The organism is Sphaerisporangium corydalis (assembly GCF_025506355.1).
Classification (GTDB): Bacteria; Actinomycetota; Actinomycetes; order Streptosporangiales; family Streptosporangiaceae; genus Sphaerisporangium; species Sphaerisporangium corydalis.
Window position 1 is genome coordinate 16,549 of sequence record NZ_JANZYP010000074.1, and the last position, 12,083, is coordinate 28,631.

Below are 12,083 nucleotides of genomic sequence, written 5' to 3' on the forward strand. Positions count from 1 at the left end.
TGGGTCCGGCGAGACGGGTGGGGTGCGGGAGGTCTCCGGCGCGTGTTCTGCCGCCACGGGGGGTTGACCCGGCCGACCAGGGGCGTACTTTCGCATTTGTCGGTTCTCACTCCATCCACTCCACTCACCGTTAGTGCGCTCGCCACATCACCGTCACCCTGCCGGAGGTCACCTCCAACGAGGTCCGCACTGGTCGTCTGGTCGTCTGGTCGGCGCACGGCCATAGCTGCCAGCCTGCGCGCATGGAGGGCCAATGACCCGTATCACCGTCACCGTCGACGGCGTCACGTACGAGGAGGAGGTGGAGCCACGCCTGCTCCTCGTCCATCTCCTCCGTGAACGACTGGGCAAGACGGGCACACCGATCGGCTGCGACACCAGCAACTGCGGCGCCTGCACGGTCATGCTGGACGGCACCAGCGTGAAGAGCTGCTCCGTGCTCGCCGTCCAGGCCGACGAGGGCGACGTCCTCACCGTCGAGGGCCTGGCGGGCGGCGGTGGATGGCACCCCATGCAGCGGGCCTTCCACGAGGAGCACGCGCTCCAGTGCGGCTACTGCACCCCCGGCATGATCATGGCCGCCATCGACCTGCTGAAGGACGACCCCGACCCCTCCGACGAGGCGATCCGGCACGGCCTGGAGGGCAACCTGTGCCGGTGCACCGGCTACTGCAACATCGTCAGGGCCGTACGGCGCGGCGCGGCCGAGATGAGCGGCCACCAGGAGGTGACCGCGTCGTGACCGGAGAGCCGGCCCCCGGCGGGCACGAGGTGGGCGCCGCCCGCAGGCGCAAGGAGGACGCGCGGCTGGTCACCGGCCGCACCCAGTGGACCGACAACATCCAGCTCCCCGGCATGCTGCACGTCGCCTTCCTGCGCAGCCCGATGGCGCACGCCCGCGTCACCCGCGTCGACGTCTCCGCCGCGCTGCGCCGTCCGGGGATCGTCGCGGCGTTCTCCGGCGCGGACCTGGCCGCCGAGCAGGGCAGCCTGCCGTGCGCGTGGCCCGTCAACGACGGCATGGTCATCCCCGAGCACCCGCCGATGGCGGTGGACATGGTCCGGTACGTGGGCGAGGCCGTGGCCTGCGTCGTCTCCACCGACCGGTACAAGGCCATCGACGCGCTGGAGGCCATCGAGGTCGACTACGACCCCCTGCCCGCCGTGCTCGACATGACCGAGGCGCTCAAGGAGGACGGCCCGAAGGTCCACGAGGCGGGCAACCAGGCGTACGTCTGGAAGTTCGCCGAGGGCGACATCGACGCGGCCTTCCGCGAAGCGCCCGTGGTCATCGAGCGGACCTACGTCCAGCAGCGGCTCATCCCGACGGCGATGGAGCCGCGATCGGTGGTCGCGCAGACCGACGGCGAGTCGTTCACGCTGCACTCCGCCACGCAGATCCCGCACATCCTGCGGATCATGCTCGCGCAGGTCACCGGGATCCCCGAGCACAAGCTGCGCGTGATCGCGCCCGACGTGGGCGGCGGGTTCGGCTCCAAGCTGCAGGTGACCGCCGAGGAGGTGCTGCTGCTCCTGCTGACCAGGCGGCTCGGCAAGCCGGTCAAGTGGACCGAGTCCCGCTCGGAGGGCAACCTGACGGTGCACCACGGCCGCGACCAGCTCCAGCGCCTCTCGCTGGCCGCCGACGCCGAAGGGCACGTCAAGGGGCTGCGGGTCGACCTGCTGGCCGACATGGGCGCCTACCTGATGCTGGTCACGCCGGGCATCCCGATCCTCGGCGCCTTCATGTACAACGGCATCTACAAGATGGACGCCTACGACTTCACCTGTACGGGCGTGTTCACCACCAAGATGCCCACCGACGCCTACCGTGGCGCGGGCCGTCCCGAGGCGACGTTCGCGATCGAGCGGCTCATGGACGAACTGGCGCACGAGCTGTCCCTGGACCCGATCGAGGTGCGGCGGCGCAACTGGATCGCCCACGAGGAGTTCCCGTACACCACGATCGCCAACCTGACCTACGACTCGGGCAACTACGAGGCGGCCACCGACAGGGCGCTGTCGCTGTTCGGGTACGACAAGCTCAGGGCCGAACAGTCCGACCGGCGCGATCGGGGCGACCCCGTCCAGCTCGGGATCGGTGTCTCGACCTTCACCGAGATGTGCGGCCTGGCGCCCAGCCGGGTGCTCGGCTCGCTCAGCTACGGCGCCGGCGGGTGGGAGCACGCGTCCGTGCGGATGCTGCCGACCGGGAAGGTGGAGGTGGTCACGGGCTCAAGCCCGCACGGGCAGGGCCACGAGACGGCCTGGAGCCAGATCGTCGCCGACGCCCTCGGCGTGCCGTTCGACGACATCTCGGTCGTCCACGGCGACACGGCCGTCTCGCACAAGGGCATGGACACCTACGGCTCCCGGTCGCTGGTCGTCGGCGGGATCGCCGTGCTCCAGGCGTGCGACAAGGTCCAGGAGAAGGCCAGGCACATCGCCGCGCACCTGCTGGAGGCCTCCCCCGACGACATCGAGTTCACCGGGGGCTCGTTCACCGTGCGCGGCACCGGCGCGGGCAAGACGATCCAGGAGATCGCGCTCGCGACGTTCGCCGCCCACGACCTGCCCGACGGGGTGGAGGCGAGCCTGGACTCCGACGCCACCTACGACCCCGACAACTTCTCCTTCCCCCACGGGACGCACCTGTGCGCGATCGAGGTCGACACCGAGACCGGCGCCACCAGGATCAGGTCGTACGTCGCGGTCGACGACGTGGGCAAGGTGGTCAACCCGCTGATCGTGGAGGGCCAGGTCCACGGCGGGCTCGCCCAGGGCATCGCGCAGGCGCTGTTCGAGGAGGCCGTCTACGACCCCGAGGGCAACCTGCTGACCACGACCATGGCCGACTACCTGGTGCCCTCGGCGGCCGACCTGCCCGACTTCGTGACCGACCGCACCGAGACCGCGGCCACCTCCAACCGGCTCGGCGTCAAGGGCGTCGGCGAGGCCGGGACGATCGCCTCGACGCCCGCCGTGGTCAACGCGGTCGTCGACGCGCTCCGTCCCTACGGCGTGCACGACGTGCGAATGCCCTGCACCCCCGAGCGGGTGTGGCGAGCGATCCAGGAGACCACCTCATGATCCCGGCGTCCTTCGACTATGTCCGCCCGGCGTCGCTCGCCGAGGCCGTCCAGGTGCTCACGCAGGGCGGGGAGGAGGCGAAGGTGCTGTCCGGAGGGCAGTCGCTGCTGCCGCTGCTCCGGCTGCGGCTCGCCTACCCGAGCCTGCTCGTCGACGTCGGCCGGCTGGGCGAGCTGCACGGCATCCGCGACGAGGGCGGCCACCTGCACATCGGTGCCACCACCACGCACGACGAGGTGGTCAGGTCGCCGCTCGTCAACGCCGAGTGCCCGCTGCTGGCGCTCGCCACCGCGACCGTCGCCGACCCGGCCGTACGGCACCGGGGCACGCTCGGCGGCTCGCTCGCGCACGCCGACCCGGCCGGCGACCTGCCGGCGGTGGCCGTCGCGCTGGACATGGAGTTCGTGATCTACTCCACGTCCGGCGAGCGGGTCGTGGCGGCGCGCGACTTCTTCCTCGACTACCTGGAGACGGCCCTCGGGCCCGGCGAGATCCTCACCGGGATCCGGGTGCCCAAGCTCGGCCCGGGATGGGGCTACCACTACGAGAAGTTCCACCGCACCGCCCAGGCCTGGGCGACCGTCGGCGTCGCGGCGGCCGTCCGGGTCTCCGGCGCGAACGGCGGCACCCGCCGCATCGAGGAGGCCCGCGTCGCCCTGACCAACATGGGCCCGACCCCCATCCGCGCCACCGCCGTCGAATCCGCCATCCAGGGCACCGACCTCCCCGACCCCCACGGCCCGCCCGGCACCGACCCCGTACGTGAGGCCGCCGCCAGGGCGGACGAGAACACCTCACCCCCCTCCGACCTCCACGCCGCCCCCGACTACCGCCGCCACCTGGCCCAAGTCCTAACCCACCGAGCCCTCCTCACCGCCGCCACCACCCCCTGACCCCCGCCCCGGCCGCCGCGCCCCATGTGTTGGGGCCGCGGCGGCCGGGACGTTGTCGGGGGATGTGAAGGCGGTGGTTCGGCGGACGATGGTGGCGGCGATGAGGCCGCAGGTCATCGCGGTCGCCACCGCGACGGGCAGGGTGCCGTGGTCGAGACAGGCGCCTCCGATCCAGGCTCCGAGGGCGATGCCGAGTTGGAAGGCGACGATGTAGACGGCGGACGCGAGGTCCTGCTGGGCGCCCGCGACGCGCAGGACCGCGGCCTGCAGCACCACGGCCAGCCCGCCGGCCGGTACGGCCCACAGCACTACGGCGGCTCCCGCGATGGAACCGGAACCCGGGCCGGCGACCAGCAGCACGAGCATGCACGCGGCGGTTCCTCCGGTGACGACCAGGGCGGTGGCCTGTGGACGACCGTCCACCTGCCGGCCGATCAGCGTCAGGCCGACCAGCCCCGCCGCCCCGTACGCGAGGAGAAGACTCGATGTCGCGGGGCCGGTGAGGTGGACGTAGTCGGCGATGATCGCGGTGATGTAGGTGAACGCCGCGAAATGACCTGACACCACGATCACCGTGACCAGGTTGACCGCGGCGAGGGACCGGTCGGTCACGACGCGCCGGACCGCTGACCGTCCTTGCCGTCGCGCCGAGTGCTCGGGTGGCATTGGATGGATCGTGAGGCGGATCACCACTGCCGACAGCGCCGCGACGCCGGCCATGGCGAGGACGGCGGGTCGCCAGCCGACCGTCGCGCCGAGCCATGAGCTCAGCGGCAGCCCGAGGAGGAAGGCGAGTGAGTTCCCGGCGAAGACCACCGCGGTGGCACGGCCGACCCGCTGTGGTCCGAGCAGTCGTGCGGCCATCGGCGCGACGACCGACCAGAACACCCCGTGGCCGACGGCCGAGACCAGCCGGGCGACCACGGCGACGCCGTAACCGGGCGCGGCGGCCAGCAGCAGGTTGGACACCGCGATCGCCGCCACCGTGGCCAGTGCGGTCGTACGACGGTCCCAGCGAGCCGTCACGGCGACCAGCGGCACCACGGTGACCGCGACGACGACCGCGTAGCCGGTGACCAGAAGGCCGATGGCCTGCTCGGACACGCCGAAGCCGGGCGCGAGCTGGGGCAGCAGGGCGACCGGAAGGTTCTCCGATGTCACAGACACGAAGCAGGCGGCGCTGAGCGCCCCGAGGGCCAAGCCCGTGCGAGATGACCTCCGAAGGAGCATTGTGTAACGATACACAGATAGGCTTGGCCCATGTCCGGCCCCGGGTCTTCGCGCGTCACCATGGCCAAGGTGGCGCACCGCTGCGGCGTCTCACTGATGACGGTGTCGTACTGCTACAACCAGCCGGATCGGGTCGCCCCGGACACGTTGCGCCGCGTACGGGAGGTCGCCGCCGAGCTGGGCTACCGAGGACCGGACCCGACCGCACGGTCCCTGCGCCGTCGTCACAACGACGCGATCGGCGTCGTGCTCGGCGAGCACCTCGCTTACGCCTTCGAGGACCCGCAGGCCCGCCGCTTCCTGGCCGGCGTCGCCGAGGTCTGCCGCGAGCGCGGGATCGGGCTGAACCTCATTCCGACCACCGGTGCGGACAGGGACGTCGACCGCGTGAGGTCGGCGTCCGTCGACGGCTACATCGTCTGGACCACCGTCGACTCCGACCCGGTGCTCGCCGTCCTGAGCGGGATCGGCAGGCCCGTCGCCGTACACGGCGGTCCCGCCGTCCCCGGCGCCCAGGTGGTCGGCATCGACAACCGCGCCTCCGCCCGCGATCTGGCCGCACACACCTTCCCCGGGGCCCGCCGTCCCACCGTGCTCAGCTTTCCCTTCGGCCGCGACCGCCGGCCTCGGCTGGAGACCGGACCGGACCCCGGCCTCGTGGAGTTCCCGGTCACCCGCGACCGCCTCCTCGGCATCTACGACCACTGCCGGGAAACGGGTCTCGACCCGCGCCACCTGCCCGTGGCCGTCGTGGCCCGCAACGACCGCGACGAGGCCGCGGCCATGGCCGACGTGCTGCTCGACTCCTGCGAAACCGACGCGGTGGTCGCCATGAGCGACCAACTGGCCTTCGCCGCCCTCGATGCCGCCCGCCGCCGAGGCCTCCGCGTGCCCGGCGACGTCGCGGTCGCCGGCTGGGACGACGACCCGGACGCGAGCCGGAAGGGCCTCACCACGATCGCCCAGTCCCTCCACGACCAGGGCCGAACCTGCGCCCAGATCGCCCTCGGCGACCCCGCCCCACCCCCCGAACCCACCTGGACCACCACAGTACGAACAAGCACCAGACCAACCGGCTAACGCCGCCCAGGGACATGACCATGCGTCTCCGGCACCAGCGGAGCGACGCAACTGCCAGTTGCTGCCATTTGGCGCCACACTGGTAGATCGTTTGCTACCTCTGGGCCGACGTCGGGGTGGTGGCGAGGCCGAGAGGGTGGAGTTTTTCGTCCAGGGTGCGGATGTGGGTGTTGGTGGACCAGGGGTGGAGGGCTTGGCGGGCGGTTCGGAGGGTGTGGAGCAGGCGGGCCGAGCTGTGGCGGGTGGCGATGATCGCGACTTCGCCCAACTGGCGGGCGACCTCCGGGATCTCCCGCTTCTGGGTCAGGGCACTCGCGTACTCGACGAGGACGAAGCCGCGTTGGCGTACCCAGTTCTCGTCAAGGGTGAGTGACTTCTCCGCTGCCGCGAGCGCTTGATCCGGCCTTTTGAGCGTGACGTAGCAGTAGAGCGAATGGCGTTGTACCCGAGCAGGCGTACACCAGTAAAGGTGGGCGGGGTCGGTCTCACTGCGCGGTTTCCCGGCGATGTCGTATGCGTGATCAATAGCCCGCAAGCTGGCGTTGCCGTCTCCCGAGTGGGCGAGCACACGCGCCAGGACCAGCGACGTAGCGGCATGCTGGAGCGGGCTGAGGCTACTTCTCACCCATCCTTGCGCGGCGAATGCGTGATCACGCGCTCTGGAGTGCTCCCCCTTGAAACCGGCCGCTTCGGCGAGGAGTCCGTGCATGTGGGCGAGGAGGGTCGCGTCCTCTAACTGGTGGGCGGCTTTAAGGCCGTCCTCGTAGCGGGTGACGGCGCCCTCGTGGTCCAGTACGTCGTAGTGCAGCCAGCCGCCCAGGTGTGACACCGCCCAGTAGGCGCGGAGAAGGCGGTCGCGCAGAGCGGGTGTGAGCGATTCGCGGTGGAGAAGCCGGCCCACCAGGTCTCGGTGAGCGTCCGCGATGGGAAGCAGTCTCTGGGGGCCGAGCGACTCGTCGAGCTGCCAGCAGTGGGCGATGAGCTTCTCGATCGCGGTGACGGTGTGGGCGTCGACGCGGCCGGAGCCCTGGACGGCCTGGGCGAGGTGGACCTCTTCGTCCGGGGTGAGGTGACGCAGCAGGCGCAGGGCCGGGACCCCGCCGAGCGCCACGGCCAACTGGAAGAGCAACTCACGTCGCTTCACATCGGCCTCCTCGGCGGTGAGGGCGCGAAACAAAGCAGCACAGTCGCCGGGCCGCAACCCGGCGTTCCCGGCCGAGGGCGCGTCCGTCACCGGCCACCCACTGCCCGCCGCCGATTCCATGCTCGCATGCGGAATTCCGGATATGGCAGGCATGAGATGGGTGTGCTGGCAGGGGTCAAGGTGACGATGGTCGGTGGCGTCGATCAGTTCGCGGTCGTAGGGGCCGTAGGTGGCGTATGTGGTGTCGGTGACCAGGCGGCGCGCGGTGGTCTGGTAGATACGGGCCAGCAGATCGAGCACACGCGGCGAGGGACGACGCCTGCCCTGCGGCCACCCCTCCAGGTCGTACAACCGGGCCGTACGCATCGAGGCCGTGCCCGCAGGGTCCAGATCGTTGAACACCGCCACCACCTGCGCGGCCGTCAACCCATGCGCGTACCGGTGCAGCAGCAGCGGGCTGTCGTCCAGATCGAGGCTCATCACGTCGGCGATCTGCTCGAACGTGAACCCCTTCGCTCGCAACGCCGCCCCGCGCCTGCGGCAGACGACCAGAATCCGATGCCCCTCCGTCACGACCAACCCCCTCCATGAAGATCGAGCACAGCGCTCACGACCTCACATGACACGGCCACCCTACTCACGCAGAGTGCCCGCACGGTGACGATTTCCGGGGTCCGGGGGGTCATTGCCAGGTGGAGGCGATGGTGATCCGCGACTCGTGGCGAGGAGTGCGGCCAGGTGGGAAGACCGCCACTCGCGTCCTCCCGTCCGAGGTCGCGGGGGTGGGGCCTGGTCGCGCGCCGGGTGACAGTACTGCTCAGCGCGGGACGGCCCCGTGCCCAGCGTCGAGGAGGTGGCCCGATGGCCGATCCCAGCACCGACATCCTGCCCGGCATCGGGCGTCCCGGCGACGGCCAAGGAGCGGGTGTTCCAGAAGGCCGCCCCGCCACAGATGATCGTCCCGGCTTGGTGGAGGGGACGAAAAGCGGCCTGGTGCCGGTGGGGAGGATGGTGTGGCGGCGAGCGTTCGCCGGGCTCGCCGAGGAGGCCCCCAGCGCCCGTGCCTTCGTGCGGTGCCTGCTGGCCGGCACCCGCTGGATGGACGACGCCGAACTCGCCGTCGCGGAGCTCGTCAACAACGCCCTGTTCCACAGCCGTTCGGGCGACCCCGGCGGCTACTTCGTGGTCGAGGTCACGAGATGCCCGCGCAGCGTACGCGTCGGGGTGTACGACCTCGGCGGAGGTGGCGCACCCGGTCTCGATGATCCGCAGATGAGGGCATCGGAGGGTCGTCCGGACGAGGCGCTTCGCGAGTACGGCCGTGGGCTGGAGATCGTCAGGCTGCTGGCCACGCGAGTCGGGTACCGGGGAAGCCCGGACGGTGGCCATCTCGTGTGGGCGTTGTTCGGGGGCCCGGCGGTGGAGGAGACGTCGGCCTCTTGACGGCGACTGGGGTGGGTTCCTATAGTCAACCAAATGGTTTATAAAGAGATTGGTTGATGATGGACGGCGAGGCCGAGGAGTGGCTGGATCGGGCGTTCGCGGCGCTGGGGGATCCGGTGCGGCGGGCGATGGTGGCGCGGCTGTCGCGGGGCGAGGCGACCGTGAACGAGCTCGCCGAGCCGTTTCCGATCACCAAGCAGGCGGTGTCGCGGCACATCCAGGTGCTGGAGGCCGCCGGGCTGATCACCCGTAGCCGCGACGGCCAGCGTCGTCCGTGCCATCTCGACCCGGCGGCGCTCGAAGCGCTGACGAGCTGGATCGACGGCTACCGGCTGGCCGCCGAGCGACGCCACCGCCGGTTGGACGCCGTGCTGGAGACCATGGCGGACGAGCCGGCCGGGACAGGTACGAGCACGTCCGGGATGAGTACGAGCACGTTCGGGACAAGTAGGAGCACGTTCGGGACAAGTAGGAGCACGTCAGAAGGAGAGCAGGAGATATGAGCGATCGCATCAATCCCACGGTCATCACGGCGCCTTCGGGTAGCCCGTTCATCGAGATCGTCCGCGAGTTCGACGCGCCGCCCGCGAAGGTGTTCCGGGCCATGACCGATCCTGGTCTGGTCCCCCAGTGGCTCGGGCCGCGTGAGGTCGAGATGGACCTGCTCGAGTACGACGCCCGGCCCGGCGGGGCATACCGGTACATCCACCGCAGCCCCGACGGCGGGGAATACGGCTTCCGCGGCGTCTTCCACACCGTCGCCGCCGGGGCGCGGATCATCCAGACCTTCGAGTACGAGGGCAGTCCCGGCGTGGTCAGCCTGGAGTCCACGACCTTCGAGGACCTGGGCGGGCGCACCCGGGTGCACGGCCACACCGTGTACCCGTCCGTGGAGGCGCGGGACGCGATGCTCGCCAGCGGCATGGAGCACGGCCTCAACGACTCGATGGACCGGCTGTCGGAGGTGCTCGCCGCCGGGGGTGAGACGCAGAGGTCGGGACAGGTGTTCGTCGACATCACCATGTCGCTGGACGGGTACGTCACGGCTGCGGGCGCCGGTCCCGACGCCGGGCTCGGTGTGGGCGGGGAGCCCCTGCACGAATGGGTCTTCAGCGGCGAGGACCCGCGAAACGCCGAGATCCTGGAAGCCTCCTACGCCCGGTCCGGGGCCGTGATCATGGGAAGGAACCTCTTCGACGTGGTCGACGGGCCGAACGGGTGGAACGACGAGCTGGGGTACGGCGCGGAGCGCGACCAGTCCGACGCGCCGCCGATCTTCGTGCTGACCCACTCTGTGCCGGAGAAGGTGCGGCTGACCGGAAGATTCGCCTTCGTCACCGACGGGCCGCACAGCGCGCTGGCCCAGGCCCGGGCGGCGGCGGGCGGCAGGGACGTCGTGGTCATGGGGGGCGGGAACGTCGCGCACGAGTTCCTGGAGGCGGGGCTGGCCGACGTCCTGCTGATCCATCTCGCCCCCATGGTCCTTGGGGAGGGCACCCGGCTGTTCCCGGCGGCGGCGTCCGCCGCGGTGCGGCTGGAGCTCCTGGAGTCGGTTTCGACGTCGGCCGCCCAGCACCTCACGTACCGGGTGATCAAAGAAGGCACCCGGACCTGACGGCACATCCCCCTGAAAGGGATCCGCATGACCCTCGCATGAGGGGTACGAGGGTAGCGAGGGCACCCTGAGCGGTCATAGTGTCGCAAGAGCGACAAGGGCCGCCCAGCCGTTCACTCGGTGGGTCGTCACCCTGGAGGAGGAGCGGATCGATGACGATGCGGTTCGAGCACGACTTCACGGTCCCCGTGCCGATCGAGCAGGCGTGGTCGGTGCTTCTCGACGTCGAGCGGGTGGCTCCCTGCCTTCCGGGGGCGACGGTCGACACCGTCGACGGCGACGTCTTCTCCGGGCGGATGAAGGTGAAGGTCGGGCCCATCACGGTCACCTACCGGGGGAAGGCCTCTTTCGAGGCCGTCGACAAGGACGCCCACTCCCTGAGCCTGGTCGCCTCGGGCAAGGAGGCGCGCGGGACGGGCACCGCCAAGGCGGTCGTCAGCGCGAAGCTGTCCGGTGATGGCGCCCAGACCAAGGTCACGGTCGAGACCACGTTCACCGTGACCGGGCGTCCGGCGCAGTTCGGGCGGGGGGTGATGGCCGAGGTGGGAGCCAAGCTCATCGACCGCTTCGCCGCCAATCTTTCGGCGCTGCTGCGCGAGGCACCGGAGGAGGTCACCCCGGCCGCCAGGGCGGAGGGGTCCATCCCGCCGCTGTCCGGCGAACCCGCCGCCACCCCCTTCAACCAGCCCGCCACCAGCCCCCTGAGCGAAACAGGCACCCCCACCCTCGACTCCCCCCTCCAGCCGGAACCCCCTCTGGAGACATTGCCCGCGGAACCGGAAGTCCCCCTCAAGGGAGACGAACCCTCCCTGGCTGGGCCCCATGCGGAGGGAAGCCCGCAACGGGCGGGCGGCCTAGTTCCAGCGGCCGGGTCGGTTCCAGCGGGGGGTGCCATTTCGGCCGAGCCGGATCAGGCCGACGGTTCCGTGGGCAAGGGAGACGAACCCTCCCTGGTGGGGCCCCCTGAAGAGGAGGTTCCGCAGCGAGGTACGGCCGGGTCGGGCCCAGTGGGGGGACCCGCTTCGGTTGAGCCGGATCAGGCGGAGGGGTCTGGGGTGCGGGGAGGGCCTACGCAGGTTTTGCCGGGTGGTGGGGACGGGGCCGGGGCCGGTGGGGCGCCGGCGCATGTGGGGCATGCCGCGCGGCATCTGAGTGCCGTGCCGGATGACTACGACGCGCCGATCTCGGAGGAGGCCGCCGGGCGGGAGGCGCACCCTGCCGGGACCGCTCGTACGTCCAGGAGCCCCGAGGAGGAGGCGCTCGACCTGCTGGAGATCGCCGGACTGCCTCTGCTCAAGCGTGCCGCCCCCATCGTCGCCGGCATCGCCGCCCTGATCGTCGCCGCCTGGTTCCTCCGCCGCTTCCTCACCCGCCGCTGAGCCTCGGCCACTCCTCACCCGCCGCTGAGCCTCGGCCACTCCTCACCCGCCGCTGAGGCTCGGTCGCTCCTCACCCGCCGTCAGGGCCTGGCCACGTCCTTGGTTGCCGGTGGGGGTTGGGGATAAGCGTAAAAGTCGGGCAAGAGAGGGTCAGCAGTCGGCTGGGGGCGGCGGGATGGTGGGATGCGGGGGAATACCCGAGTCAGCGC

The 12,083-nt window shown here is 70.8% G+C and carries 10 protein-coding genes; 8 read left to right on the plus strand and 2 right to left on the minus strand.

Going from position 1 to position 12,083, the window contains the following annotated elements; all coding sequences use genetic code 11:
* Window positions 1-253: 253 nt before the first annotated feature.
* The 3 genes from NYZ98_RS35230 to NYZ98_RS35240 are packed head-to-tail and all read left to right on the plus strand — an operon-like array spanning window position 254 to window position 3,983.
* Entirely contained in the window at window positions 254-742 is a 489-nt protein-coding gene (locus tag NYZ98_RS35230) for a (2Fe-2S)-binding protein (RefSeq protein ID WP_262848481.1), read from the plus strand.
* Entirely contained in the window at window positions 739-3,090 is a 2,352-nt protein-coding gene (locus tag NYZ98_RS35235; RefSeq protein WP_262848483.1) for a xanthine dehydrogenase family protein molybdopterin-binding subunit, read from the plus strand. The genes NYZ98_RS35230 and NYZ98_RS35235 overlap by 4 nt, the downstream gene beginning before the upstream one ends.
* Window positions 3,087-3,983 carry an FAD binding domain-containing protein gene (locus NYZ98_RS35240; protein WP_262848485.1) on the plus strand — a complete coding sequence of 299 codons (897 nt, stop codon included), beginning with the start codon at window positions 3,087-3,089 and terminating at the stop codon, window positions 3,981-3,983. Before NYZ98_RS35235 ends, NYZ98_RS35240 begins: the two co-directional genes overlap by 4 nt.
* Here the strand turns inward: NYZ98_RS35240 and NYZ98_RS35245 are convergent.
* Window positions 3,942-5,213 carry an MFS transporter gene (locus NYZ98_RS35245; protein ID WP_262848487.1) on the minus strand — a complete coding sequence of 424 codons (1,272 nt, stop codon included), beginning with the start codon at window positions 5,211-5,213 and terminating at the stop codon, window positions 3,942-3,944. The genes NYZ98_RS35240 and NYZ98_RS35245 overlap by 42 nt on opposite strands.
* Window positions 5,214-5,243: 30 nt before the next feature.
* Here NYZ98_RS35245 and NYZ98_RS35250 point away from each other — a divergent pair, with 30 nt between their 5' ends.
* Window positions 5,244-6,293 carry a LacI family DNA-binding transcriptional regulator gene (locus NYZ98_RS35250; protein WP_262848489.1) on the plus strand — a complete coding sequence of 350 codons (1,050 nt, stop codon included), beginning with the start codon at window positions 5,244-5,246 and terminating at the stop codon, window positions 6,291-6,293.
* Window positions 6,294-6,387: 94 nt separating this feature from the next.
* Here NYZ98_RS35250 and NYZ98_RS35255 read toward each other — a convergent pair whose 3' ends face one another.
* Window positions 6,388-8,016, minus strand: coding sequence for a hypothetical protein (locus tag NYZ98_RS35255; protein ID WP_262848491.1), 1,629 nt, complete (start codon window positions 8,014-8,016; stop codon window positions 6,388-6,390).
* A gap of 282 nt (window positions 8,017-8,298) precedes the next feature.
* Here NYZ98_RS35255 and NYZ98_RS35260 point away from each other — a divergent pair, with 282 nt between their 5' ends.
* The 4 genes from NYZ98_RS35260 (at window position 8,299) to NYZ98_RS35280 (ending at window position 11,874) form a co-directional block, all read left to right on the plus strand.
* Complete coding sequence (locus NYZ98_RS35260; protein ID WP_262848493.1) at window positions 8,299-8,880, plus strand: ATP-binding protein; 582 nt, start codon at window positions 8,299-8,301, stop codon at window positions 8,878-8,880.
* A gap of 56 nt (window positions 8,881-8,936) precedes the next feature.
* A complete protein-coding gene (locus NYZ98_RS35265; protein WP_380707977.1) occupies window positions 8,937-9,383 on the plus strand; it encodes an ArsR/SmtB family transcription factor in 447 nt (148 codons plus the stop codon).
* On the plus strand, window positions 9,380-10,495 hold the full coding sequence (locus NYZ98_RS41435; RefSeq protein ID WP_316249639.1) for an SRPBCC domain-containing protein: 1,116 nt from the start codon (window positions 9,380-9,382) through the stop codon (window positions 10,493-10,495). The genes NYZ98_RS35265 and NYZ98_RS41435 overlap by 4 nt, the downstream gene beginning before the upstream one ends.
* 152 nt (window positions 10,496-10,647) lie before the next feature.
* A complete protein-coding gene (locus tag NYZ98_RS35280) occupies window positions 10,648-11,874 on the plus strand; it encodes an SRPBCC domain-containing protein (RefSeq protein WP_262848495.1) in 1,227 nt (408 codons plus the stop codon).
* Window positions 11,875-12,083 lie beyond the last annotated feature (209 nt).